The organism is Pseudomonas costantinii, assembly GCF_001870435.1.
Lineage (GTDB): Bacteria > Pseudomonadota > Gammaproteobacteria > Pseudomonadales > Pseudomonadaceae > Aquipseudomonas > Aquipseudomonas costantinii.
Window position 1 is genome coordinate 659,547 of sequence record NZ_MDDR01000034.1, and the last position, 26,723, is coordinate 686,269.

At 54.5% G+C, this 26,723-nt stretch carries 23 protein-coding genes and 1 pseudogene; all 24 read right to left on the reverse strand.

What is annotated here, in order from left to right:
- Positions 1–108 precede the first annotated feature (108 nt).
- Entirely contained in the window at positions 109–828 is a 720-nt protein-coding gene (locus tag BFL40_RS18480) for a fimbrial biogenesis chaperone (RefSeq protein ID WP_071485323.1), read from the reverse strand.
- 45 nt (positions 829–873) lie between these two features.
- Positions 874–1,464 carry a fimbrial protein gene (locus BFL40_RS18485; RefSeq protein WP_071485324.1) on the reverse strand — a complete coding sequence of 197 codons (591 nt, stop codon included), beginning with the start codon at positions 1,462–1,464 and terminating at the stop codon, positions 874–876.
- A 1,075-nt stretch (positions 1,465–2,539) separates the two neighbouring features.
- Positions 2,540–4,210 (reverse strand): TnsD family Tn7-like transposition protein, encoded by a 1,671-nt coding sequence (locus tag BFL40_RS33140; protein ID WP_074851649.1) that lies wholly within the window; start codon positions 4,208–4,210, stop codon positions 2,540–2,542.
- 218 nt (positions 4,211–4,428) lie between these two features.
- Entirely contained in the window at positions 4,429–5,100 is a 672-nt protein-coding gene (locus tag BFL40_RS34355; RefSeq protein ID WP_235864703.1) for a TnsD family Tn7-like transposition protein, read from the reverse strand.
- Between the two features lie 87 nt (positions 5,101–5,187).
- A pseudogene (locus BFL40_RS34465) lies at positions 5,188–6,132 on the reverse strand (TniQ family protein); the annotation flags it as partial.
- A 14-nt stretch (positions 6,133–6,146) separates the two neighbouring features.
- Entirely contained in the window at positions 6,147–7,613 is a 1,467-nt protein-coding gene (locus BFL40_RS18500) for an ATP-binding protein (protein ID WP_071485326.1), read from the reverse strand.
- Positions 7,610–9,799: a TnsB C-terminal domain-containing protein gene (locus tag BFL40_RS18505; protein WP_083374575.1), complete on the reverse strand. Its 2,190-nt coding sequence runs from the start codon at positions 9,797–9,799 to the stop codon at positions 7,610–7,612. Before BFL40_RS18505 ends, BFL40_RS18500 begins: the two co-directional genes overlap by 4 nt.
- A 1-nt stretch (position 9,800) precedes the next feature.
- Positions 9,801–10,658: a TnsA endonuclease N-terminal domain-containing protein gene (locus BFL40_RS18510; protein WP_071485361.1), complete on the reverse strand. Its 858-nt coding sequence runs from the start codon at positions 10,656–10,658 to the stop codon at positions 9,801–9,803.
- 291 nt (positions 10,659–10,949) lie between these two features.
- Positions 10,950–12,782 (reverse strand): glutamine--fructose-6-phosphate transaminase (isomerizing), encoded by a 1,833-nt coding sequence (glmS, locus tag BFL40_RS18515; protein WP_071485327.1) that lies wholly within the window; start codon positions 12,780–12,782, stop codon positions 10,950–10,952.
- A 10-nt stretch (positions 12,783–12,792) separates the two neighbouring features.
- A complete protein-coding gene (locus BFL40_RS18520) occupies positions 12,793–13,563 on the reverse strand; it encodes a DeoR/GlpR family DNA-binding transcription regulator (RefSeq protein ID WP_174555603.1) in 771 nt (256 codons plus the stop codon).
- A gap of 159 nt (positions 13,564–13,722) precedes the next feature.
- Positions 13,723–15,090 carry a bifunctional UDP-N-acetylglucosamine diphosphorylase/glucosamine-1-phosphate N-acetyltransferase GlmU gene (gene glmU, locus BFL40_RS18525; protein WP_071485329.1) on the reverse strand — a complete coding sequence of 456 codons (1,368 nt, stop codon included), beginning with the start codon at positions 15,088–15,090 and terminating at the stop codon, positions 13,723–13,725.
- A gap of 123 nt (positions 15,091–15,213) precedes the next feature.
- Positions 15,214–15,630 carry a F0F1 ATP synthase subunit epsilon gene (locus BFL40_RS18530; RefSeq protein ID WP_071485330.1) on the reverse strand — a complete coding sequence of 139 codons (417 nt, stop codon included), beginning with the start codon at positions 15,628–15,630 and terminating at the stop codon, positions 15,214–15,216.
- 44 nt (positions 15,631–15,674) lie between these two features.
- A complete protein-coding gene (gene atpD / locus BFL40_RS18535) occupies positions 15,675–17,051 on the reverse strand; it encodes a F0F1 ATP synthase subunit beta (RefSeq protein WP_003177062.1) in 1,377 nt (458 codons plus the stop codon).
- A gap of 27 nt (positions 17,052–17,078) precedes the next feature.
- Positions 17,079–17,939 carry a F0F1 ATP synthase subunit gamma gene (gene atpG, locus BFL40_RS18540; protein ID WP_071485331.1) on the reverse strand — a complete coding sequence of 287 codons (861 nt, stop codon included), beginning with the start codon at positions 17,937–17,939 and terminating at the stop codon, positions 17,079–17,081.
- A gap of 50 nt (positions 17,940–17,989) precedes the next feature.
- Positions 17,990–19,534 (reverse strand): F0F1 ATP synthase subunit alpha, encoded by a 1,545-nt coding sequence (atpA, locus tag BFL40_RS18545; protein ID WP_071485332.1) that lies wholly within the window; start codon positions 19,532–19,534, stop codon positions 17,990–17,992.
- A 21-nt stretch (positions 19,535–19,555) separates the two neighbouring features.
- Complete coding sequence (locus BFL40_RS18550) at positions 19,556–20,092, reverse strand: F0F1 ATP synthase subunit delta (RefSeq protein ID WP_071485333.1); 537 nt, start codon at positions 20,090–20,092, stop codon at positions 19,556–19,558.
- A 12-nt stretch (positions 20,093–20,104) separates the two neighbouring features.
- A complete protein-coding gene (locus tag BFL40_RS18555) occupies positions 20,105–20,575 on the reverse strand; it encodes a F0F1 ATP synthase subunit B (protein ID WP_016970692.1) in 471 nt (156 codons plus the stop codon).
- A 58-nt stretch (positions 20,576–20,633) separates the two neighbouring features.
- Positions 20,634–20,891 (reverse strand): F0F1 ATP synthase subunit C, encoded by a 258-nt coding sequence (gene atpE, locus BFL40_RS18560; protein WP_002555987.1) that lies wholly within the window; start codon positions 20,889–20,891, stop codon positions 20,634–20,636.
- 134 nt (positions 20,892–21,025) lie between these two features.
- Positions 21,026–21,895: a F0F1 ATP synthase subunit A gene (gene atpB / locus BFL40_RS18565; RefSeq protein WP_071485334.1), complete on the reverse strand. Its 870-nt coding sequence runs from the start codon at positions 21,893–21,895 to the stop codon at positions 21,026–21,028.
- A gap of 16 nt (positions 21,896–21,911) precedes the next feature.
- On the reverse strand, positions 21,912–22,319 hold the full coding sequence (locus BFL40_RS18570; RefSeq protein WP_071485335.1) for a F0F1 ATP synthase subunit I: 408 nt from the start codon (positions 22,317–22,319) through the stop codon (positions 21,912–21,914).
- Between the two features lie 148 nt (positions 22,320–22,467).
- A complete protein-coding gene (locus BFL40_RS18575) occupies positions 22,468–23,340 on the reverse strand; it encodes a ParB/RepB/Spo0J family partition protein (protein ID WP_071485336.1) in 873 nt (290 codons plus the stop codon).
- Positions 23,341–23,349: 9 nt separating this feature from the next.
- Positions 23,350–24,147: a ParA family protein gene (locus tag BFL40_RS18580; RefSeq protein WP_071485337.1), complete on the reverse strand. Its 798-nt coding sequence runs from the start codon at positions 24,145–24,147 to the stop codon at positions 23,350–23,352.
- A gap of 18 nt (positions 24,148–24,165) precedes the next feature.
- Complete coding sequence (gene rsmG / locus BFL40_RS18585) at positions 24,166–24,810, reverse strand: 16S rRNA (guanine(527)-N(7))-methyltransferase RsmG (protein ID WP_071485338.1); 645 nt, start codon at positions 24,808–24,810, stop codon at positions 24,166–24,168.
- Positions 24,807–26,699 (reverse strand): tRNA uridine-5-carboxymethylaminomethyl(34) synthesis enzyme MnmG, encoded by a 1,893-nt coding sequence (mnmG, locus tag BFL40_RS18590; RefSeq protein ID WP_071485363.1) that lies wholly within the window; start codon positions 26,697–26,699, stop codon positions 24,807–24,809. The genes rsmG and mnmG overlap by 4 nt, the downstream gene beginning before the upstream one ends.
- Positions 26,700–26,723 lie beyond the last annotated feature (24 nt).

A 26,723-nucleotide genomic window follows, 5' to 3' on the forward strand; every position in this document is an offset into this window, starting at 1 on the left:
TTGGTTTGAGATGCGATAAAAATTCTGCCACGGCAACACCTTTACATGCAGGACAATCCATGAATCCGAGTCCATTCATTGATAATTGGAAGGTGAGCGAATCGAGCGTTACAGCTGAACTACCGCTTGATGTTCGACCAAGGCGCCATAATCGTTAATGGATTCCCACCTAACTTCTGCACTGCCACTAAAGTGCTGAGGAAGACCTTTCACTTTCATCCTCATAGAGTTCATCGGGCCGACCATCTGGGTTTCAACTGAGTACTCTTTGCCGGCGATTAAAACTGTCGCCCGTCCGAGAGAAACGTAAAATTCCGCAGGATTAGTGGCCAACAACATGGACTCACCGGCGTTACTCACCAAACGCCAATTTAGATTTTTCGCAGCCTCATCCGGAGTGCCCGAAAGTTTAGCCGGCCGATAGAACAACTTGAGACGCTGGCGAAATGCTACTTGAAGGCTGTTATCCATATCAGTGAGCTGCGGTATCTCCTGAATACTTAACCAGAACACCGATTCTCGATCTTCGGGCAAACCCTTACCTTGGTAAAAAATGCGTAACATTTGCTGTTTTTTGTGGCTCAGGCGTGCCAGGGATGGGGTGATGGCAAAAGGAACATCATTTTCGGCCTGGTTGGGCGCCGCCTCGATCCAGGATTGGATCATGGTGTCGTCGACACCTTCATTGCGGACCTGAATAGAGGCTTCTCGGTCGGTGGAGGGAAAAATAATTCGGGTACCGCCGACCTGAATGCCCGCTACGCAAATACCGGAGCAGGCAGCCATCGCCATCAACAGAAAAAAGCGAAAAATTAAAGTGGCGTTCATTCGTGATCTCACAAAAGGCGGAGCATTGCGCCCCGCCGTGAAGAGTTACTCGTAAGTCAGAGTGAAAGGCAGAGTGCCGTTGGCAGTACCCACGCCCAGCGTGTCACCGTTGGCCACGTAAGCGGCGCGCAGGTTCAGAGCGGCTGTGTATTTGGTAGCTTCATCCTCGCCAGTCTTCACCAGTGCAGCGCTGATACCTTCGTTCGCAGACAGGTTAATCAGTTGGCTGTTGGCGTCGTACATACCGATGCCCACGCCAGTGGCGGTGCCCACAGTCTTCAGCAGGCTGTTGTTCTTCTGATCGATGCCCGAGCCAGCCATTGGGTCAAATCCCACTGTGACAGTAGTAAGACCGGCCGCAGTGTTACCGCAGTCCAAGTTCAGGTTGATCGATTTACCTGCGGCGATGCCCCCGCCAGCGGAACCACCGAGAGAGTCCATACTCACTTTGCCCAAGTTCACATCAACAGTCTGACTACCAGCGCCACCACCAACAGAGGTGCCAGCGCCAGACGATGCGACGCAAGATGCAGCAATGATTTCGCCGGTGAAGTTTATGGTGCCGTCAGCTGCGAGAGCGGTATTAGCAAGAGCGCACATTGCCGACGTCAACAGGAGCAGTTTGAATGCTTTCATTGAGGATCAATTCCTTGGTGGTATCTTAGTTTTAACAGGTGGCGCAGTTTAAAGCTGCCAACATAGACTAATGTTAGCCACGGCGACCATCTACAAGACGATACTTATTTGCGCCCAAGAAATTTCTCGAACTGATAATGTCGGTACCACTTACAAACCCACTGAAATTTTGCCTAGCGCAATTTCTTAAACTCTCTTCGTATAATCGCCAATCAAGATGGGTAGCAATATAGATTACTGGATATCCGAACTAACGCTGCCAGCTACATCATTGACTATATGAATTACGCCCTTACCCGAACACTGACATATAAAGCCTACGATATAGTTCACGCCTGCCAACAAGATAGAGATATGTAGTGAAGATATGTGAATGATTATCGCTCGGCGGACTTTAGAATTAGTTGGCGGACAGGCGCGCTGCCGATAAGCCGAGAGACTACCTTCGATCCTCAGCAGGTATTTCGGATTATTGTCTAGCGGAATCTACGGGCGGCCGCGCAGCCATGTAAGTCTTCTCAGACTTGGTTGGCAAATCCTAGGAGACGTCGTGCTGAAGTCGTTGTCGGTGGTGGTGATGGCGGGCGCCCCCACTCTTCCCTTCGGCGTAACAATCAGCCAGCAGTTCTCCATGAGCCAAGTGATTTAGCTTGACGATCTGCCAATACTGGCCACCAAGGCGCTCTTAGACAGGTAGTAGGGTGAGTTCATGAGCCGATGCCCCTTGTAGGAGGCGGCTCTCAGGGAGGAACCGGAAAAATCCGCCCCTCCCCTGCCTGACCAGCTCATGCCTTCAGCTCTACCACGCTAAGGTCCAACCGCTTACAGCCCTTCGCGACAGGCAGCAATCGGCCGATTTCTGCCGGTCATCGCCTCGCCGTCATCCTGTATGTAGCGGGGGCGAAGAAATTCTCCAAATAGCTCTCGTAAGCATTCTTTTATCGGGTGTGAGCTGATCGATGCTGGCCAACTCGAGCAAGTTTCGTCTTTGATGCGCAGAACCTCTCCCCCGTACCGCACGGGGGGAGAAGAGAGATTGTGGCGCACAGCTCTATCGCTTATTCCTAACACCACTTCACAAAATTTCCTTCCGAATTGGCACGTAGGAGCGGCCTCCCATTGCAGCACTTTTGCCGGGAGGCCCGTCCCATTGCCATGAAACCCCTGTTTTGGCTAAAAGTGACTCCGGTTCTACACCGTGGCTCATGAACTTTTCCAAGTCCCACTCGAAATGCTCCACCAATGCAGTCCATGCTTGATTAGGAACCGTGGATAGCAAGTTCAAGCTAGTTATGTTGGGAGCTCGTTTAAGGCGGTGCATTTCAGAAATTGCCCAGACCACTCGCCTGAGGCGAAAATGCCAAAGCGATTCGAGATTTTTTTCCAACTGAGCTGTTACAAGAGGGAAGGCCAGCTTTCGCTCACGAAGATTTGGAACTATTTTTTTAGGAAGCAGAGACAGCATATTTCCGATATTTACTCTAACCTGACTCTTACTAATACAGTAGAGTCTAATCACTCCGCGCTGAATAATTTCCGCGAATTCTTGGTCACGGTCATCAGCCACCGCATTAGCTTTCACAACGTTGACACTTGTTGAACTTAGCTTTGCGTCCAGCCACGACTTATCATTAGCGTAGAGCCAGAGTGTAGCTTGATAGGCCTTCAGCCAAAGATAGTCAATGGTTAAATTTGGCTTCAAGTCGAAAAGTTGAATTATCTTTTGACGACATACATCTTTTTTAGCGCCCACTGAATTTTTTGGACTTTTTTGCACCACCTTCTCTTTGACATTAGAAAGTAGTAATTCTTCCGAGATGCTGCGGACAAAGCTCTGTACATCGTTGAACAGGTAGTTGGAAATTATAAGCTGCCTGCCTATTGGCATGTCTAACACTCCGCCGATAGTGCTAGTCCTTATCCATTGGTGGTGTTTACCAGCAGCAAAGGCCCTATCGATCTTTGAAAGCACTTCAGGGCTAAAATGGGAAACGATGCCATTGAACAGCTCTGTCGTTGCCATGGTTGTACCGCGACGGAAGCCCATGCTTCTTGCACGCCTCCGATAGCTTCCAATTAGGACATGACTACTTAACGCAGGAACGTCTTGATGAAGAAGGTCTTTCGCAAAAACCGCCAGATTTTTTTCTACCTCTGTCGCCAACTGACTTGGTTCTGCCTTAAACGGCGACCATCCACATATGCAACCACTTGTAAGACAGGGTAATAGTTTATTCTTTCGGTAGAATGGGTGTGAGCAGTCTGGGCAGGCCTGTAAAAGCATCTCGCCATGCTTCCAGCATGCTGTCACACCAGGAATATGATGAGCTCGGTGCCAGTACGAAAATCCAGAATCTAGAAGATCAGCAGAAACGCACGAAATGCATATTTTTGCCATACTATGCAGGCTGACCTCTCGACGAGGAACTCTAGTAATCTCATCAATTACACTTACCGCGCCAGCACTTTTATCTTTCAACAAACCATTAAAAGGTTTATACACGGGAAAAATAGTATTGGTATTTAGTAACTCCAGTAGATTTTCTTCTTTACCCCCTGGAAGACGCTCTGCTAAATCTTCGATTTTTTTTGGAATAATTTGCAGCGAGAATGGTGACGATCCAAAAATGTCGCTAAACGTCTCTGCTTCAGTTTTATTCCCTGACAACAAATGATACCGAGCGATTCGAGATTGCAGCGTTTCATCAGGCATCGACACTGGGAAGAAAAGTATTTTCGGTGGCATGCGTAGTAGTCTAAATCACTGATTTCGTTATTTGTTAGAACTCACACACTAATCATATATCAACAAAACCGTTACTGACCAGCAGACAGCAGCATATCTCTCCATACCTCCTAGATAATTACGATACAATATTATTATACCTAACAAACCTGTCGAACTACGTTTTAACTATAGCTCTAACTCTTTTTTTGATGAGCGCATATGCTTGATTTGGCCCACTACCTTAGAGAATGTCTGCCTGAGTCGTCTAAAGGCCTGATGCAGGCAGCCCTGTAAATTGCAGAGCGAGTAATGGGTTTACCGCGTTCGACAAGTTTTTCAATCGCCCACACCAAGCGGCGGTACCGGAACACTTGTGAGCTCTCACACACGGCATTGAGGGCATCAGCACAAAGCGGGAGTCGATTCAGCTGCTTCTCAAATCGAGCAAGGACATCAAGCTCTCGGCCGATTCGAGTTTTGCAGATATGTACCGGCCGGCAGGGTAATGCTGCAATTGAATGGGCGCACTGAAATATTTTCTCCGCAAGAAGCGAATCTATCTCCTTAAATGGGTCGGCAGGTTGATGCCTTGCGTGCGCATCGTTTTTGTCCAAATAAGCCTTTAGCCATTCCCGATCGTTTCGGTACAGCCAGCTGTAATCTTGACATTCATGAGCAAAAATTTTCAGATACTGGCGGGAAAAACGCTCACGTCGCTCTGCTCGCTCCCTTATCAATTTCATTTTTTTCCACTGCTCCGGCCCACCTGAAATGGATCGAATGGCCCGATAGACCGTCACAGCTGAAACGCCGAGTGAGCGTGCTATTTCTCGGGCTCCAACACCCGATACGGCCTTATCCCAGATCTCTTGTTCACCTTTCTTTAGGGCTACCACGCTTTCTGCCAAGTAAGGGCCGCCTGGCACACACGAATCCAACTCGTCAGAGAACGATTGAGTGGATCGCCGTGGAAAGGGACATATGCGCTGTTCATCGGTTAGAACGCTAGATAGCTCGAATCGCAGAGCATTCGCCAACAACAAATATTTGAGAGGGTGATGCGTTCCTCTCGGCTTGCGTAGAAGCTTGGTGATCCAAGTCGCTGGCTGTCCGTCTACGACGCTTCTGAGTATGAGGAACTCGCCACTCGCGGGGATAGTTTCGAAGTACTTCCCGAGATAGTGTGAAACTTGCGAAAGGTCTAGCCGACCTGAGGTTGAAGCCAACCCACACTCAATTGCCCCCTTCAAAAAATGCTCTCGAAGCCAGGTTGGGGATTGAGGTGGTGCATTGGCTTGAAGCAACCGCAGTGAGCTCTGGGCAAGAGAGAGCATGATACGCCGCTGGCGACTATCGAACTGCAAGGGAAACGAGTGCCTTTGAACTTCCTCATCTAACGGTAAATGGAGTTTTCTGGGGCATCTGGCTAACCAATGGTGGTCAACGACCAACAAAGGGCTCTCGTCGTGTGGGCAAATCCAGATCCCTGGCAATTGGTGCACACGGTGCCAATACGCCGTGCCGTATTGCGTGAGGTCTTTACGCACACAAATTGGGCAGAACCGAGTTCTCGATGTGTTCTCCAAACGACTAGCAATGAGGCCCAGCCTAATTTTGAGCCCATTCCCTCCATGATTGACCATTTGAGTTTGAGCATCAGTGAGCTGGATCTCAGTCAGAAAGGGTTGGTAGTACGGCAGTAGCGTGTGCCTGGCAATGATTGTGTTCTGATCAAGATCTACCCCTGCGGGCAGTGCCCGCAGGAGCTCTCCCAAATGGCACGGAAGTGAGAGATCGCGAGCGAAACTTCCGTCGCCTGTGGCAGCGTCGAATACCGCAGACCAGGATCCTAGCCCAGATAAACGAACGTATCTTGAAAGAAGGCTGTGTAGCGTTTCGTCGGGGTAGTCCACAGGAAAGAAATGAAATGAATGTTCCATTTCAGCCTCACAAGTCACACCTTTCGGTACGGAGGGCAAAACTCAAACACATCAGTATTCAGCCAACCTTCTTCACTCAGCCTATCGAGTGGGTTCTCAGCCTGAGCCATCTCAGCAGATTTTGTTAACTGTCTCGACTTTTCCACCCCTATTGGCTTGGCCTTTGGTGTGCTCTCAATCTTCTCAGGCGAGATTTCTGGCCGGGGCATCGGCGTAATACTACGCAACAGCGCCCACCGATCCTGAGCATCATTCACGTCCAGTGTCATCATGCCTTGAAGCTGATCGTCGATCGGCAGCAAGTCCTCGAAGCGGTTTAGCTGCCGAGGGTCTCGGCTACGCAGTGCCGCAAGCGCCGGCTTGAGGATATGCATTTTCGTGTCAGACACTCGTCTGAATGTACTTGGCGTCAGGCACTCCTCACCGCTCTGAATCGCAAAGCGCTGTCCTAGAATCAGCAGCTTCACCAAAAAGTCAGTAACACCTTGGGTCAAATCATAGAGGGTATCGAACAGCTCCGCTGTCAGCGGGCTGTCCCCACGACTCCACTGGTACGTCCAGAGAGACTCGACCATCATCCTCCATAGTCGATCATCCTTCTCGAACCTCTTAAATTCGACAACACCGAGACCGCAGCCTCGCCTGGCGTTTCGTAACACGTCAGAAAAGAGACTGATCATCGAATTGGTGCCAATGAAAACTACCGGGATTCCAATCGAGTTGATCAAATTGACGAAGAAATTGAGCATGTTGTCTTTGCCACCGGTGCGAGCAGAGCGTAGATGCTGAATTTCATCGATCAGAAGAGCACCGACAAAGTAGGTACTCGCGACTTGTTCCATGCGCTGGATGAGGTCAGGTAACCCATATCGCGCGCGATAGCTGTTTGCATACCGGTCTTGACCAATGGCGTGATCGACAGCGCGAAAAAATGCCCGACACAGGCCACTGAGTGAACCATCAAATGGACAGTCTAATTTCAACCATGTGATCTGCGTCTGCACGAACGAGCGTCCGGCATAGCGTTGGTGAATGATTGTTTGCGGGTACAATCGAAGAATCGATTCAAGCGCAGTAGATTTTCCAATCCCACTCAATCCAACAAGACTGAATGTGTTTGCGGTTGAGCGAAATCCCTCTGAACTTCTTCCCGTTGAAAGTGAGTGTAAATGCCTGACCGTGCTCGTAGACATAGGATTACGCCCGACATACCCACTTCGCAACAGCGATGAAAACGCTGACTCGAGCTCAAGATGAATTGGGAGAGGCTGAACAATCGAACGAATGCGGTCGATGCAATGAAGCCGAACAGATTTCTCGAGCTGCTTCTCCTCGTAGGGGACCGGAGGGAAATAGGAAATCCTCGAAGCGGCATCGATCTCACAGAGTATTGGAGGTAGCGCTTCAATCAACGGATTTCCTTGAAACTCCAGCACTGGAGAACCTAGGTACTTCGCAAAATTCTGAGCACTCTGAGTCATTTGCCACCTCCAGGGCGAAGCCGACTTAGCAGATCAATAACCTCACCGCCACGGCTGCCGGCATAATCGTCAGCAGACCCTATGCCTTCTTTCGCTGCTAGGTCCCCCTGACTTGTGTTGGCAGCTCTCAGATTTTCAGGCACATACGACTCAGATCGCTCCTGCATGCGCTCGTGAGACCTATTGTTCCGAATGTTGCCAAGCTTCTCCGCCTTCGACCCTGGCTCCAATGTCGACTTTTTCTCTTTTGCTGCATTCGCCACAACGCCCGAAATTGTTGCATCGAGCGCAACTCGACTCGCCAGTTTGGAGTATTTTTTCTCCGGAGACTCTTGCTTAACAATCGCCAGCATATCGATCACTTCCTCGAAGCGAACGCCCCGATACCGCTCTTCAGAATTGCGCAGATCACAGCGTATGAAATGGCGATCTGGCCCCTGAAGCCAGATATGTTCCGTGCAGTTAGGGTCGTACCAACAAGTAATGCTGCTGACTCCTCTGTGGCGGGCACGAGCAAACCAGTTCTGCTCAATTGCCCAATCACACACATAGAACATCCCCTTAAACTTGACTCCCCCCTTTTGGACGGAGCCGTTGTCTCGGGGCAGAAGGTGAAGATAGATCAACTCCTCCGATTGTTTATTGGCTTCAATTCGGTCATTTCTCAACGCCCAATTCCAAATGTCCAAGGGGGTAGGCTCGACCTGGTCGGTAATCATCTCTTTAGTGAGCCGATCTGGCTGACGGTTGTGGCGGTTGTAATGAAGAACCCCTTCAATAACGATCTTCGTAAACTCCTCCAGATTCAGCGTGGCATCGAGACGGTTATCGCGCTCCCCCCTTTCTCTAACGCGACTACGCACGGCTCCAGCAATCCAGTGAATCTGCGTTGTGGAATTTAGAACCTTGAATGAGCTTTCCACGATGGCCTTCCAGTCTGGGCGGTAGGGAGGAGCAATGCCCAGATTAATGCGTAGCCCGGTCGCAAGCCCCTCGGCTGCAACGCTAAGCATTTCACCACGGTCAGCGAAAACCTCGTGTGGTAAGTGATGACAAGGCCAATCGGCAGCTTCAATTTCAACGCCATTGGCCGCACAGAAATCCACCTTCGACGTGAACGCGTTATAGAGGGCTTGGCGAGCTCCGTTCCAACTTGGCCCCTCCAACCCCACGAACAACCCTACGATCATTCCCGAAAACGTATCGATGACGACGTACACGACCGGCCGGCCGATGATCCAGTTACGGTTATAACGGCTGACGAGATAGACATCTGCGATAGTGGCATCTATTTCAAATAGGTGACCTGGCCCTCTCAGGCCTTCTCGAACCGTACCAGTCAAAGGTCGATGATCCTTCTGCCAATTGCGCTCGCCAGTGCGGCCTCTCAAAACGGCAATATCGTCGAAAGCTTTGTGGCCCCAGTAAGCAAACTGCTTGGCCGTGGGTAGCTCACCGGCAGGAAGCAACGGAGTATCGTCGTTTTCATCATTGTGCATTGCCTTGACCTTATAAAAGCGCCGAAGCATTTTCACGTAAGCATCCGCGATGGTTCCCACGGTACCTTTTGCAAACAGTGCGAAGCCGATTTTGATGCAGCCTTTGTCGGCCTCAGTGAGCACTTTCGATTGAACCGAAGCTTTCACTCCCTGGAATAGAGCAAGCCGTCCAGGCTTCTGGCCCTCACGGTATTGCCGAGGTTTACCGGGGGCGCCGGCATTCACTCGATCTGCGAGCAAAGCATTGCGTACCTGCCCTCCCATCCAATATCGGTACAGCAATCGGTAGATAGTCTTTTTGGGGGTCTCGAGTCGTAGGCTTTGAGCTTTAACCATTTGCCCCATGGCGTTGGGCTGAAAAATATCGTCAGGAGGATCAGTGTCGACCAGGGCTTGGATACGAGCCCAGTTGTTATCCCGAAAAGCTTTTTCCTTATCTGAAAGATCTTCTTCGACCTTCATCATATAAGTCGGAGTAGCTATTGAGACGATCTTGATATCACCGGAAATCAGCCAGCTTTTCAGCTCAGACAAGCGCATTACCCATGGGCGTTTGGGTGTGCGCTCGATAGTAATCAATACGATCTGATCGCTGCGCTTATCAATCCAAAGAACCCTCACCATTCCCTTCAAGAGATGGGGTTTAGTCAACGCCTCAAGAATGTCGTTCTTGGATAGATCCACCATTTCAACCCACCTTCAAGTCGTGATCTAGATTGCTGGCAGGCCAAACGATGTTGATCGCTGGCAGCGTGCTTTTCATCGAAAGCCGCTCAGCTGTCAGATCCAGTAGGACGTATTTGTTCCAGACCAGGTGCATAAACATCGCTTTGGCGTCGGTGTAGGGAAGAAACAGTGCCCCTGCGATGTGCCGTAAGACACGATCCAAAGGCCATTGGTATGACTGAACTCGACCGAGCTCCTCCAAGAAAGTCTCGATAAGCGGGCGCTGTTGGAGATGCCGTTGGAGGACAGCTGATTTTCGAAACCAATCAAGATTCTGGATAAGAGTGGCGGGAACGTTTTTCTCAGTGACGATGTTCCAATCCACCCCCCTATCGCTCCAGTAGGCACGCTCGATCTGAAACTTCTCCAACGTGCCTTTCAGCCCTTTCCCGCTCTTGAGTGATTCAGTGTATTTGAGCGTCCGTGCAGCCAACCGCGTGCTTCCGTCAGGCTGGCGAATGGTGAGCAAGAAATCGGTCGTCATCACATATGGCAGCTTGGTGCCTGGATATGTGGGATAGCGAATATTCAGAGAATGAGCAATCGACTGGACTTCTAATTGCGGAAGAATCGGATATTGCTCGCGTATATCCAAAACCTCAGGAGAGAACTCGGTTACCAGCAGGTATCCATATTCAAGATCAGAAAGCAGGTGATGGAGCCGGTTGATCTTTACTCCCTGTACCTTGCGCGACCGGCCATGAGAGGGAACGTCCTGAACCCTTAGCCAAGGCACATACAGCTCCTGACTTCCTTGCCCAAAGCCCTTTTTGATATGCCGATCAATATCGGATTGCATTTTGAAGCTACGACCACGCAAGCCAACCTCCCATACCTTCTGTTGCCTCCACATGTCCCCCAAAATGGATGTGTACAAAAAAGTCCTAGGAAAGAAATATCACTGTGAATAAGTCTGAAGCCTCTCCCAGACTACCCTCTCAGTGAGCTCACATTCCAAAATCAGACATATGGTGGAGGACTTCAAAAAGAAAAGCCCCTGAAATCAGGGGCTTGGGGATTTTGTCAAAATATATTGTTTGTTGTCAGAATATTTTGTCTGTTGTCAAAATTTATTGTCAAAAACCAAGTGGGCCTCCAGGCGCTTGGCGTATTACTCCACCGTTACCGACTTCGCCAGGTTGCGCGGCTGGTCAACGTCAGTGCCCTTGAGCACGGCGACGTAGTACGACAGCAGTTGCAGCGGGATGGTGTAGAGAATCGGTGACAGGGTGTCGTGGATGTGCGGCATGTTGATGACGTGGGTGCCTTCACCGTTGGACATGCCGGCCTTCTCGTCAGCGAACACGATCAATTGGCCGCCACGGGCGCGTACTTCCTGCAGGTTGGACTTGAGCTTCTCCAGCAGTTCGTTGTTCGGCGCGACGGTAACCACCGGCATGTCGTCATCTACCAGGGCCAATGGGCCGTGTTTCAGCTCGCCAGCCGGGTAGGCTTCGGCGTGGATGTACGAGATTTCCTTGAGCTTCAACGAGCCTTCCATCGCCACCGGGTACTGTGCACCACGGCCGAGGAACAACGTGTGGTTTTTGTCGGCGAACAGCTCGGCGACCTTCTCCACAGTGCTGTCCATGGCCAAGGCTTCGCCAAGGCGGGTTGGCAGGCGGCGCAGTTCTTCAACCAGGGTAGCTTCGACGCCTTCGGCAAGGGTGCCGCGCACTTGGCCCAGGGACAGGGTCAGCAACAACAAGCCAACAAGCTGGGTGGTAAAGGCTTTGGTGGACGCCACGCCAATTTCACGACCGGCCTGGGTGAGAAGAGTCAGATCGGATTCACGCACCAGGGAGCTGATGCTCACGTTGCAGATCGCCAGGCTACCGAGGAAGCCCAGGCCCTTGGCGTTACGCAGGGCGGCCAAGGTGTCAGCGGTTTCGCCGGACTGGGAAATGGTCACGAACAGGGTGTCGGGCTGCACCACCACCTTGCGGTAGCGGAACTCGCTGGCGACTTCGACCTGACACGGGATGCCGGCCAGTTCTTCCAACCAGTAACGGGCAACCATACCGGCGTGGTAGCTGGTGCCGCAGGCGACGATCTGTACATTGCGAACCTTGGCGAACAGCTCGGCGGCTTGTGGGCCAAACGCATTGACCAGCACTTGGCTCTGGCTCAGGCGACCTTCCAGGGTGCGCTGCACCACGGAAGGCTGCTCGTGGATTTCCTTGAGCATGAAGTGGCGGAACGCGCCCTTGTCGGCCGCTTCGGCACCGTCGCGGTATTGCACGGCTTCGCGCTCGACGGAGTTACCGTTAACGTCCCAGATCGCCACGCTTTCACGACGGATGTCGGCGATATCGCCTTCTTCCAGGTACATGAAGCGGTCAGTCACCTGGCGCAGGGCCAGTTGGTCGGACGCGAGAAAGTTTTCGCCCAGGCCCAGACCGATCACCAATGGGCTGCCACTGCGAGCAGCTACTACGCGATCAGGTTGGCTCGCGCTGATTACCGCCAGGCCGTAGGCACCGTGCAGTTCCTTGACGGTGGCCTTGAGGGCGGTGGTCAGGTCGCTGTGGTCCTTGAGCTTATGGTTCAGCAGGTGAGCGATGACTTCGGTGTCGGTGTCCGAGGTGAACACGTAGCCCAGGCCCTTGAGCTGTTCGCGCAGCACTTCGTGGTTTTCGATGATGCCGTTGTGCACCACCGCCAAATCACCGGAGAAGTGCGGGTGAGCGTTGCGTTCGCACGGTGCACCGTGGGTGGCCCAGCGGGTATGAGCGATACCGAGACGGCCAACCAGCGGCTCACCGGCCAGGGCCTGTTCCAGTTCGCTGACCTTGCCTGGGCGGCGCATACGCTCCAGTTTGCCTGCATTGGTGAAAACTGCCACACCGGCGCTGTCATAGCCACGGTATTCCAGGCGCTTGAGGCCTTGGAGCAAGATAGCGGTGACGTTACGTTCAGCGACTGCGCCTACAATTCCACACATGGTGTTTCTCCTAGATGATTGCCGCGCATATCAGCGTAATGCCGCGGGCTTGGATCTGGTCGCGGGCCTCAAGCGGCAGGCGATCATCGGTTATAAGGGTATGGACGCTGCTCCAGGGCAGTTCCAGGTTGGGAATCTTGCGGCCGATTTTATCGGATTCGACCATCACCACCACTTCACGGGCGACCTCGGCCATCACGCGGCTCAGGCCCAACAACTCATTAAACGTGGTGGTGCCGCGCTGCAAATCGATGCCGTCGGCGCCGATAAACAGCTGATCAAAGTCGTAGGAGCGCAGTACTTGCTCCGCGACCTGGCCCTGGAACGAGTCCGAGTGGGGGTCCCAAGTGCCGCCGGTCATCAACAACACAGGCTCGTGTTCCAACTCGCTCAAGGCACTGGCCACATTCAGGGAGTTGGTCATCACCACCAGGCCAGGCTGATGGCCCAGCTCGGGAATCATGGCAGCGGTGGTACTCCCGCTGTCGATGATGATGCGGGCGTGTTCGCGCAAACGCATGACGGCCGCACGGGCGATGGCGCGCTTGTAGGCCGAGATGGGCTGCACGGCGTCGCCTACCAATTCCTGGGGAATGGTGATCGCGCCACCGTAGCGGCGCAGCAACAGGCCATTACTTTCGAGGGCGGCCAAGTCCTTGCGGATGGTCACCTCCGATGTTTCGAAACGCTTGGCCAGTTCGTCCACGCTGACTTCGCCCTGCTCATTGAGCAAGGTCAGGATGTTGTGGCGACGTTGGGGTGTATTTCGTTTCGACATGATAGCTATAAATTTCGTTTCGAAAGATAACGAAGGCAATCAAAACCTATTGAAGAAAGATCGTCAAGCACGAGGCAAGATTTTTTTGAAACACGTAGGACAAATGTGAGAGCACGCCTGCTCCCACATTTGAGCTTTATCGATAATGAGACTGTGGATAACTCAGCTCTTTTTGATTTTGACCGGGCGTTTCCAGCCGTCGATGTTGCGTTGACGAGCGCGGGCAACAGCCAGTTGGGACTTATCCACATCTTGATTAATGGTGGAGCCGGCTGCGGTGTTCGAGCCATCACCGATGGTTACAGGTGCGATCAGCGAGTTGTTGGAGCCGATGAACACGTCTTCACCAATGGTCGTCTGATACTTGTTCGCGCCGTCGTAGTTGCAGGTGATCGCACCAGCGCCGATGTTGCTGCGAGCGCCGATCACTGCGTCACCGAGGTATGCCAGGTGACCTGCCTTCGCATCGTCACCCATCACCGCGTTTTTCAGCTCAACGAAATTACCCACATGCGCCCTGGCGCCCAACACGCTGCCAGGGCGCAAACGCGCAAACGGACCGGCATCGCTGCCCTCGCCCATGACTGCGCCGTCCAAGTGGCTGTTGGCCTTGACCACTGCGCCTTTGCGCAAGGTGCTGTCCTTGATTACGCAGTTCGGACCAATCACCACGCCGTCTTCGATGATCACGCGGCCTTCAAGGATTACGTTGATGTCGATCAGCACGTCGCGGCCAACGGTGACTTCACCGCGGACGTCGAAACGCGCCGGGTCGCGCAGGGTCACGCCCTGAGCCATCAGACGAAGGCCTTCACGCAGTTGGTAGTGACGCTCCAGCTCTGCAAGCTGCTTGCGGTCGTTGGCGCCCTGCACTTCCATCGGGTCGTGAGGTTGCTCGGTGGCGACCAATAGGCCATCGCTCACGGCCATTTCGATTACGTCGGTGAGGTAGTACTCGCCCTGGACGTTGTTGTTGGACAAGCGGCTCATCCAATCCGCCAGGCGATCGGCCGGCACCGCAAGAATGCCGGTGTTGCCTTCGGTAATAGCGCGTTGGGCTGGCGTGGCATCTTTATGCTCGACGATGGCCGCAACCTTGCCGTCGGCGTCACGCACGATGCGGCCGTAACCGGTAGGGTCATCCAGCTCAACGGTGAGCAGGCCCATCTGGCCAGGCACTACGTGCTTGAGCAGGCGTTGCAAGGTTTCCACTTCAATCAGCGGCACGTCACCGTAGAGAATCAGCACGGTGTCGGCTGTGATGAACGGCACGGCTTGTGCGGTGGCGTGGCCGGTGCCCAGTTGCTTGTCTTGCAACACGAAATTCAAGTCGTCCGCGGCCAGGCGCTCACGCACCACATCGGCGCCGTGGCCGATCACCACGTGAATACGCTGTGGGTCAAGTTGCCGGGCGCTGTGGATAACATGACCAAGCATGGAGTTTCCCGCTACCGGGTGCAGCACCTTGGGCAGGGCCGAACGCATGCGGGTGCCCTGGCCTGCGGCGAGAATGACGATTTCAAGAGACATGAATGGCTACCAATCCTAGGCGGTCCGGCTTCAGACCAAAGAAGTGTTTTGCTGAAAAAGAAAAAGGGTAGCCGAGGCTACCCTTTTTAATCAATCACGCATGAAGTATGACGGCTGGGCCGCTTACTTCTTGCGGATCTGCTGGAGCGTGCGCAGCTGGGCTGCAGCCTCGGCCAGACGTACAGCAGCAGCGCTGTAGTCGAAGTCCGCACCCTTTTCGTTCAGGGCCTTCTCGGCAGCCTTGACGGCTTCCTGAGCGGAGGCTTCATCCAGGTCGCCAGCACGTTGCACAGTGTCGGCAAGTACCTTGACCATGTTCGGCTGAACCTCGAGGAAACCACCGGAGATGTAAAACACCTCCTTCTCCCCGCCTTGCTTGGTCAGAGTGATCGGACCTGGCTTCAAGCTGGTGATCAGCGGGGCGTGACCCATGGCGATACCAAGATCACCCAGGTCGCCGTGCGCTACTACCAACTCGACCAGACCGGAGAAGATTTCCCCTTCCGCACTGACGATATCGCAATGGACTGTCATAGCCATCTGATTGCCTCAACCTGATGAGCGCCCGTTGCCGGGCGCCTGGATTACAGTTTCTTGGCTTTCTCGATCGCTTCTTCGATGCCGCCGACCATGTAGAACGCTTGTTCTGGCAGGTGGTCGTAGTCACCGTTGAGGATGCCTTTGAAGCCAGCAATGGTGTCTTTCAGGGAAACGTATTTACCCGAAGCACCGGTGAAGACTTCAGCCACGAAGAACGGCTGCGACAAGAAGCGCTGGATCTTACGAGCACGGTTTACCAACTGCTTGTCGGCTTCCGACAGCTCGTCCATACCCAGGATCGCAATGATGTCCTTCAGTTCTTTGTAACGCTGCAGCACGTACTGAACGCCGCGAGCGGTGTCGTAGTGCTCCTGGCCGATCACGTTCGGGTCCAGCTGGCGCGAAGTCGAGTCCAGTGGATCGACCGCTGGGTAGATACCCAGGGAAGCGATGTCACGGGACAGAACGACGGTGGCGTCCAAGTGGGCGAAGGTGGTCGCAGGCGACGGGTCAGTCAAGTCATCCGCAGGTACGTATACCGCTTGGATCGAGGTGATCGAACCTTCTTTGGTCGAAGTGATACGTTCTTGCAGAACGCCCATCTCTTCAGCCAGGGTCGGCTGGTAACCTACTGCCGAAGGCATACGGCCCAGCAGTGCGGATACTTCAGTACCGGCCAAGGTGTAACGATAGATGTTGTCGACGAACAGCAGAACGTCGTTACCTTCGTCACGGAACTTCTCGGCCATGGTCAGGCCAGTCAGTGCTACGCGCAGACGGTTACCCGGCGGCTCGTTCATCTGACCGTAGACCAGTGCCACTTTGTCCAGAACGTTGGAGTCCTTCATCTCGTGGTAGAAGTCGTTACCCTCACGAGTACGCTCACCCACACCGGCGAACACGGAATAACCGCTGTGCTCGATGGCGATGTTACGGATCAGTTCCATCATGTTTACGGTTTTGCCTACACCGGCACCACCGAACAGACCGACTTTACCGCCCTTGGCAAACGGGCAAACCAGGTCGATAACCTTGATGCCGGTTTCCAGCAGATCGTTGCCGCCAGCTTGTTCGGCGAACGAAGGTGCTGGACGGTGAATGCCCCAGCGCTCTTCAGTGTCGATAGGGCCAGCTTCGTCAATCGGGTTGCCCAGTACGTCCATGATCCGGCCCAGGGTCGCTTTACCGACCGGTACGGAGATGGCAGCGCCAGAGTCGATAACGTCCAGACCGCGCTTCAAGCCTTCGGTGGAGCCCATCGCAATGGTACGAACTACGCCGTCGCCCAGCTGTTGCTGAACTTCCAGAGTAGTTTCCGCGCCTTGTACTTTCAGCGCGTTGTAGATGCTCGGTACGCTGTCGCGTGGAAATTCCACGTCGATAACGGCGCCGATGATTTGAACGATACGTCCGCTACTCATAGCTGGATCCTCTGAATATTTGAACCGTTAAACCGCGGCAGCGCCGCCGACGATTTCCGAGATCTCTTGGGTGATCGCAGCCTGACGCGCCTTGTTGTAGATCAGCTGCAAATCGCTGATCAGATCACCGGCGTTATCGGTAGCGTTTTTCATCGCGATCATCCGCGCCGCTTGTTCAGCTGCGTTGTTCTCGACCACCGCCTGGTACACCTGCGACTCCACGTAGCGCACCATCAAGCCGTCAAGCAGCTCTTTGGCGTCTGGTTCGTAGAGGTAGTCCCAGTGGTGCTTGAGTTCCTGATCCGGAGTCGCCACCAGTGGAATCAATTGCTCCACGGTTGGCTGCTGGGTCATGGTGTTGATGAACTTGTTGGATACCACGGACAGGCGGTCAATCCGGCCTTCCAGGTACGCATCCAGCATCACCTTCACACTGCCGATCAAATCATTGATCGACGGCTCTTCACCCAGGTGGCTGATAGCTGCAACGACGTTACCGCCGAAGTTACGGAAAAAGGCCGCACCCTTGCTACCAACAACACACAGATCGATCTCGACGCCCTTTTCGCGGTTTACCGTCATGTCCTTGACCAGGGCCTTGAACAGGTTGGTATTCAAACCACCGCACAAACCACGGTCACTGCTCACTACCACATAACCTACACGCTTAACTTCGCGGTCGATCATGAATGGGTGGCGGTATTCCGGGTTGGCGTTGGCCAAATGCCCAATTACCTGGCGGATACGCTCCGCATAAGGACGGCTAGCAGCCATGCGCATTTGTGCCTTGCGCATTTTGCTGACCGCCACTTTTTCCATGGCGCTGGTAATCTTTTGCGTGCTTTTGATGCTCGCAATCTTACTGCGAATCTCTTTTGCGCCTGCCATGTAACACCTATCAGGTTAGCAAGCGGGAGCCTTGCGGCTCCCGCTGCGGCTTACCAGGTTTGGGTGGCCTTGAACTTCTCGATACCGGCTTTCATGCCAGCGTCGATTTCGTCATTGAAGTCACCCTTCACGTTGATCTTGGCCAACAAGTCGGCATGATCGCGGTTGAAGTAAGCAATCAGCGCTTGTTCAAAGCTGCCGACCTTGGTGATTTCGACGTCAGTCAGGAACCCACGCTCAGCGGCATACAGCGACAACGCCATGTCAGCAATCGACATTGGGGCGTATTGCTTCTGCTTCATCAGCTCGGTAACGCGCTGACCATGCTCAAGTTGCTTACGGGTCGCTTCGTCCAGGTCAGAAGCGAACTGGGCGAATGCCGCCAGTTCACGGTACTGAGCCAGAGCGGTACGGATACCACCGGAGAGCTTCTTGATGATCTTGGTCTGAGCGGCACCACCCACACGGGATACCGAAACACCGGCGTTCACTGCAGGGCGGATGCCCGAGTTGAACATGGCCGATTCCAGGAAGATCTGACCGTCGGTGATGGAAATCACGTTGGTCGGAACGAACGCGGAAACGTCGCCAGCCTGGGTTTCGATGATCGGCAGTGCGGTCAGGGAACCGGTTTTGCCGGTCACTGCGCCGTTGGTGAACTTCTCTACGTACTCTTCCGAAACGCGGGATGCGCGCTCCAGCAGACGGGAGTGGAGATAGAACACGTCGCCTGGGTAAGCTTCACGGCCTGGTGGACGGCGCAGCAGCAGGGAAATCTGGCGGTAAGCCACTGCTTGCTTGGACAGATCGTCATAAACGATCAGCGCGTCTTCACCGCGGTCGCGGAAGTATTCGCCCATGGTGCAACCGGAGTACGGTGCCAGGAATTGCAGCGCAGGAGATTCCGAAGCACTGGCAGCCACGATGATCGTGTTGGCCAGGGCGCCGTTTTCTTCCAGCTTGCGAACCACGTTGGCGATGGTCGATTGCTTCTGACCGATGGCTACGTAGACGCAGAAAATGCCGCTGTCTTTCTGGTTGATGATCGCGTCGATCGCCAGAGCGGTTTTACCGATCTGACGGTCACCGATGATCAGCTCACGCTGGCCACGGCCGACAGGGATCATGGCGTCGACAGCCTTGTAGCCAGTCTGTACAGGCTGGTCTACCGACTTACGCCAGATCACGCCTGGAGCAACTTTCTCGACCGCGTCGGTCTCGGTGTTGCCCAGTGGACCTTTACCGTCAACAGGGTTACCCAGTGCGTCGACTACGCGCCCCAGCAGTTCCTTACCAACCGGAACTTCCAGGATGCGGCCTGTGCACTTGGCGCTCATGCCTTCGGCCAAAGACTGGTAGGAGCCCAATACAACGGCACCTACGGAGTCTTGCTCCAGGTTGAGGGCCATACCGTAGACGCCGCCCGGAAACTCGATCATCTCGCCGTACATTACGTCGGCCAGACCGTGAATCCGCACGATGCCGTCAGATACGCTGACGACAGTGCCTTCGTTACGGGCTTGGGAGGTCACATCGAGCTTGTCGATGCGGCCCTTGATAATTTCACTTATTTCGGAAGGATTGAGTTGCTGCATTGCTCTGCTGCCCCTTCAAACTCAAGATTTCAATGCTTCGGCAAGTTTCGCGATTTTTCCGCGAATCGAGCCATCGATAACCAGGTCGCCGGCACGGATAACGACACCACCAATCAGGGATGCGTCCTCCGAAGCTTGCAGGCGCACTTCCCGATTGAGTCGTGCACTGAGAACCTTGGCGAGTTTGTCTTGCTGTTCTTGGTTCAATGCAAAAGCACTGGTCACTTCAACGTCTACCGATTTCTCTTCTTCGGCCTTGTACAGGTCGAACAGAGCGGCGATCTCCGGCAAAAGCGGGAGACGGTCGTTTTCGGCAACGACGTGGATGAAGTTCTGTGCCTTCACATCAAACTTGTCGCCGCACACTTCAATAAAAGTGGCGGCCTTGTCTGCGCTCGTCAGGCGCGGGGCCTTGAGCACGCGCTGCATGGTGTCGTCTTGCGACACTGCTGCAGCCAGGCCGAGCATGGCTGACCAAGAGGCCAGTTGCTGGTGGGCCTGGGCGTGCTCGAAGGCTGCCTTAGCGTAAGGTCGAGCCAACGTGGTCAGTTCTGCCATGATCGCCCTCGCTTAAATTTCAGCAGCCAGTTTGTTAACCAGCTCCGCGTGCGCGTTTTGATCGATTGTGGCACCCAGGATCTTCTCAGCACCGCCGACCGCCAGAGCACCCAGTTGGGCACGCAGCGCGTCTTTGACGCCGTTCAGTTCCTGTTCGATCTCGGCATGAGCCGAAGCCTTCACACGGTCAGCTTCGACGCGGGCTTTATCAACAGCCTCTTCGACGATCTGGTTACCGCGTTTCTTGGCTTGCTCAATGATTTCAGCTGCCTGTGCCTTAGCTTCGCGCAGTTGATGACCCGCTTTCTCTTGGGCCAACTCCAGGTCGCGAGCTGCACGAGTGGCAGCGTCCAAGCCGTCTGCGATCTTCTTCTGACGTTCGTGCAAAGCCGCGATGACCGGAGGCCACACGAACTTCATGCAAAACACTACAAAAATGAAGAACGCAACGGATTGGCCAATCAGGGTTGCATTAATGTTCACGCCAACACCTCGCTCATTCGTTGTCCATCACCCCAATCAACTCGAAAAATTCGAGTGATTAGCCAGCGAGTTGACCAACGAAAGGGTTCGCGAAGGTGAAGAACAGAGCGATACCAACGCCGATCATGGTCACGGCGTCGAGCAGGCCGGCGACGATGAACATTTTAACTTGCAGCATTGGGACCATTTCTGGCTGACGCGCTGCGCCTTCCAGGAACTTGCCGCCCAGCAGGCCGAAACCAATGGCAGTACCCAGGGCGCCCAGGCCGATCAACAGTGCAACAGCGATAGCGGTTAGACCAACTACAGTTTCCATCTTTCCTCCCGACTTTTACGTCGTATGGTTTAGGTTTTTTAGATTTTAAAGCGGTAAAACAAATCGTTTCATAGCCCGGTAGGGCCCACCTTCCCGAGTGACCGGGAAGGACATCAGACTAGTCGAGACTGGTCTTAATGGTTCTCTTCGTGCGCCATCGACAGGTAGACGATGGTCAGCATCATGAAGATGAAGGCCTGCAGGGTGATGATCAGGATGTGGAACACAGCCCACGCCCACTGCAGAACTACGCCCAGGCCGCTAAGCCAGAGCAGACCACTGCCGAACATCACAGCGATCAGAATGAACACCAGCTCGCCGGCATACATGTTGCCGAACAGTCGCAGAGCCAGGGAAATCGGCTTGGCGATCAGCGTTACGAATTCCAGCAGGAAGTTCACCGGGATCAGCAGGGCTTGAACGAAGATGTTCTTGCTGCCGAACGGGTGCAGGGTCAGTTCGCCGATGAAGCCACCGATGCCCTTGACCTTGATGCTGTAGAAAATGATCAACGCAAACACCGACAGGGCCATGCCCAAGGTGGCGTTAGGGTCCGTGGTGGAAACCGCACGGAATGGAATGTGGTGATCGCCGGAAATCAGGATGGCCAGTTGAGGAATCCAGTCGACCGGTACCAGGTCGACGGCGTTCATCAGGAACACCCAGACGAAGATGGTCAGTGCCAGCGGTGCAATCACCGGGCTACGGCCATGGAAGCTGTCTTTCACGCTGCCATCGACGAATTCGACCAATACTTCAACGAAGTTCTGCAAAGCACCTGGCTGACCGGAAGTCGCCTTCTTTGCCGCCATGCGGAAAATCAGGACGAAAATCAGACCCAATGCGACCGACCAGCCCAGAGTATCCAGGTGGAAAGCCCAGAAACCCATTTCTTTGGCTTCTGCTGCGGAGTGGGCAAAGCCCCAGCCGCCATTGGGTAGCTGACCGAAGGTCAGGTTCTGCAAGTGGTGCTGGATATAGCCCGAAGCGGTTGTTTCTGCCATGGTTGCCTCAAACGCCCTAAGGTCTCGAAAGTCTTGTTTTCATTAGCAGGGGAGCGAACCAGCTGACCAGTTGGGTCAACACGAAGACGCCGAATACAGCCAGCGGCGCCAATGGCTTCACACCTGCAAAGGTCAGTGCAAACAGCACTGCCGTCAAAATCAGTTTCCCTGCCTCGCCGGCATAAAAAGACCGGACGATAGCCTGGGCTGCTCGGGCGCCGGAAAACCGAAAGGCCCTGTGAGCAAAATACATATTGGGCAGCAAGGCTATCAGGCCTCCGCAGAGTCCTGAATATCCGGCAACGACTCCATGCCAGTACCAAAGCGCCAATGCGGCGATCAGCAAAATGACAAATTGAGCCAATAAAACCGGAAAAACGGCCAAGCGATGGAACGGCAACGTGTTTGGCGTGCGGGTTTCCATCACTCTTGCTCCTCAATGGTCGGCTGCCGGAAATCAATAACTTGGCATAATTTGTGCCGACAAAATGCGCGCAGAGTATAGGGGCGGTTCAGCCCCTATTCAACTGTCGGGTAGTGTTTTCCGATCGCGCGCTACATAAGCAAATGTTTCAGCGGATGTGGGCAAGGACGCCCTGAAGCTCATCTAGCGAGTTATATCCGATGACCAATTGCCCTTTGCCTTTCTTGCCGTGACGAATCTGCACCGCAGAGCCTAGGCGCTCAGCCAGGCGCTGCTCGAGGCGCGCGATATCCGGATCAGGTTTGGCGGTTTCGACCGGTGCAGGTTTGCCGCTGAGCCACTGGCGAACCAGGGCCTCGGTCTGACGAACGGTGAGACCTCGTGCGACAACGTGTCGCGCCCCTTCAACCTGTTGATTTTCCGGCAAACCGAGCAAAGCACGGGCATGACCCATTTCCAGGTCGCCGTGGGACAGCATGGTCTTGATGACTTCCGGCAACGCAATCAGACGCAGCAAGTTGGACACAGTCACGCGGGATTTACCCACCGCCTCGGCCACTTGTTGCTGGGTCAGCTGGAATTCCTGCTGCAAACGCTGCAAGGCGATCGCTTCTTCGATCGGATTGAGGTCTTCACGCTGGATGTTTTCGATCAACGCCATGGCAATGGCGGTTTCATCCGGCACATCGCGCACCATCGCCGGGATGGTTTCTTTGCCTGCCTGCTGGCTGGCGCGCCAGCGGCGTTCACCGGCGATGATTTCAAAGCGCCCACCACCGATCGGGCGTACCACGATCGGCTGCATCACGCCCTGAACCTTGATCGAATTAGCCAGTTCTTCCAGTGCCTGGGGATCCATGTCCCGGCGTGGCTGGTATTTGCCGCGCTGGATCAAGTCCAGTGGCAGGTGCTGTAACTCGCGCTCGTCGGCCTGCACCGCTTGTTCTTCAAGCGATGTGACAGTCGGACCACTCAGCAGTGCATCCAGTCCACGTCCGAGACCTCGTTTCTTGACGGCCATGGGGATTCCTTAAGTTGGCTGGGCTGCAGCGGTGCGTGAGTTGCGGCGTTGACGGCGAACCATCTCGCCTGCCAATGCCAGGTAGGCAATGGCACCACGCGATGATTTGTCGTACGCCAGCGCGGGCATGCCATAGCTTGGCGCTTCGGCCAAGCGGATGTTGCGTGGAATCACGGTGTCGTAAAGCTGTTCGCCAAAGTGTTCCTTGAGCTGCGCCGACACATCGTTCATCAGGCTCAGGCGCGGATCGTACATCGTGCGCAGCAAGCCTTCGATTTGCAGGTTCGGGTTGAGCAACTCGGCGATACGCTTGATGTTATCCACAAGATCACTCAAGCCTTCCAGCGCGAAGTACTCGCACTGCATGGGGATAATCACCCCGTCGGCAGCCACTAACGCGTTCAGTGTCAGCATCGACAGCGACGGTGGGCAGTCGATCAAAATGTAGTCGTAGTTCTCGCGGATCGGTGCCAAGGCGCTGCGCAGACGGCTTTCTTTCATCTGCATTTCCAGCAGCACCACTTCCGCCGCGGTCAAATCGCGGTTGGCCGGCAGCAGTTGATAACCGCCGTGTTCGGAGTAGTGCATGGCCTGGGCCAGGTCGCACTCGCCAATCAGCAAGTCGTAGACCGAGTTTTCCAGGCCGTGTTTATCCACACCGCTACCCATGGTGGCGTTGCCCTGTGGATCGAGATCGATCAACAGCACCCGGCGCTTGGTGGCGACCAGGGATGCTGCGAGGTTGATGCAGGTGGTGGTTTTGCCCACGCCACCTTTCTGGTTCGCTATCGCGAATACCTTAGCCATTCTTGCTTGTGTTCCCAATCATGCCGTGCGGCGCAGTATCAGCAGATGGCGTTGGCCTTGGCAACCAGGTACGGCCAAGGCGTGTTCGCTATCGAGGTGGAAGTCTGCCGGCAATGCTAACAGCTCGTCGCTTGGATGAACGCCCTTCATTGCCAGCCAGCGGGTGTCGCGGTCGCCTAAGTGGCGGGTCCAGTTACTGAAATTCTCCATGCTGCTGAATGCCCGGGAAACAATCCCGTTGAAAGGCAGTTCAGGCGTGAACTCTTCGACCCGGCTGTGGATAACTTGAAGATTATCCAGCTTGAGTTCGAGTTTGACCTGGGTCAGGAAGCGGGTTTTCTTGCCGTTACTGTCAAGGCAAGTCACTTGCGACCCGGGAAACAGGATAGCCAGGGGAATGCCGGGCATGCCACCGCCACTGCCCACATCGAGCCAGCGGCCGTTTTCGATAAACGGCATCACGCTCAAACTGTCGAGCAAGTGACGGGAAACCATTTCGTCCGGATCACGCACCGCGGTCAGGTTGTAAGCCTTGTTCCATTTGATCAACAGGGCCAGGTAGCCCAACAGCAATTCGTGCTGGGTTGCGGTCAGGTCGACGCCCAACTGACGCGCACCTGTGGATAACTCTTCGGCGTGTTGCGAGGTGACCAACGAACTCAAGCGCTTTGCTCCAACTGACGGCCCGCGCCGCGTTTTTTCAAATGAATCATCAACAGCGAGATCGCTGCCGGGGTGACGCCGGGGATACGTGAAGCCTGGCCCAGGGTTTCTGGTCGAGTTATCCCCAGCTTGCTTTGAATTTCTTTCGACAGCCCGGAAATCCCGGTGTAATCGATATCCGCAGGCAGCTTGGTGTCTTCACTGGCGCGCAGACGAGCAATCTCATCCTGCTGGCGATCAATGTAACCGGCATATTTGGTCTTGATTTCGACTTGCTCGGCAACCTGTGGATCTTCTGCACCGTTGCCCGTCACTTCGACCAGACCAGCGTAGTCGATTTCCGGACGGGACAGCAGGTTCAGCAAGTTGTATTCGTGGGTCAACGGCGTGCCGAATTTTTCGGCAATCGCATCGCCTTGTTCGGTACCCGGACGAACCCAGGTGCTTTTCAGGCGCTGTTCTTCCAACGCGATGCTTTCGCGTTTTTTGCAGAAGGCTTCCCAGCGCGCGTCATCGACCAGGCCCAGCTCGCGACCTTTTTCGGTCAGGCGCAGGTCGGCGTTGTCTTCGCGCAGGATCAAACGGTATTCCGCCCGGGAAGTGAACATCCGGTACGGTTCCTGGGTACCCAGGGTAATCAGGTCGTCAACCAACACGCCGATGTACGCTTCATCGCGACGCGGGCACCAGCTGTCTTTGCCTTGCGCGCGCAGCGCTGCGTTGGTCCCAGCCAACAAACCTTGGGCGCCAGCTTCTTCGTATCCGGTAGTGCCATTGATTTGCCCAGCAAAGAACAAACCGCCGATCACTTTGGTTTCCAGGCTGTACTTCAGATCACGCGGGTCGAAGTAGTCGTACTCGATGGCGTAGCCCGGGCGCACGATGTGGGCGTTTTCCATACCGCGAATCGATTGCACGATCTGGATTTGCACGTCGAACGGCAGGGAAGTGGAAATCCCGTTCGGGTACAGCTCGTGGGTGGTCAAGCCTTCGGGCTCGATAAAGACCTGATGGCTTTCCTTGTCGGCAAAGCGATGGATCTTGTCTTCGATCGATGGGCAATAACGCGGGCCAATACCCTCGATCACCCCGGAGTACATCGGCGAACGGTCGAGGTTCGCGGCAATGATTTCGTGGGTGCGAGCGTTGGTGTGGGTAATCCAGCAACTGACCTGTTTCGGGTGTTGTTCTTTGGAGCCCATGAACGACATCACCGGGATCGGTGTATCGCCGGCTTGTTCGGTCATCACCGAGAAATCCACAGAACGCCCATCGATACGCGGCGGGGTCCCGGTTTTCAGGCGACCGACACGCAACGGCAATTCACGCAGGCGTTTTGCCAGGGCAATCGACGGAGGATCCCCGGCGCGACCACCGGAATAGTTCTGCATACCAATGTGGATAAGTCCGCCGAGGAACGTACCGGTGGTCAACACCACGGATTGCGCGAGAAAACGCAGGCCCATTTGAGTGACAACACCGCGTACCTGGTCTTGTTCGACGATCAGGTCATCCGCAGCTTGTTGAAATATCCACAGGTTCGGTTGGTTTTCCAGGGTTTCGCGTACCGCCGCCTTGTACAGGATGCGGTCGGCTTGTGCCCGGGTAGCGCGCACGGCTGGGCCTTTACGGCTGTTAAGCACGCGAAATTGAATACCACCCTTATCGGTAGCCATGGCCATCACGCCGCCGAGGGCGTCGATTTCTTTGACCAAATGGCTTTTGCCGATCCCACCAATAGCGGGGTTGCAACTCATGGCACCGAGGGTTTCCACGTTATGCGTCAGCAGCAGGGTTTTTACGCCCATACGTGCTGACGCCAGTGCTGCCTCGGTACCGGCATGACCGCCGCCGATGACGATCACTTCAAAACGGGAAGGGAAATCCACCACGCACCTCGTGCCTGCTTATGT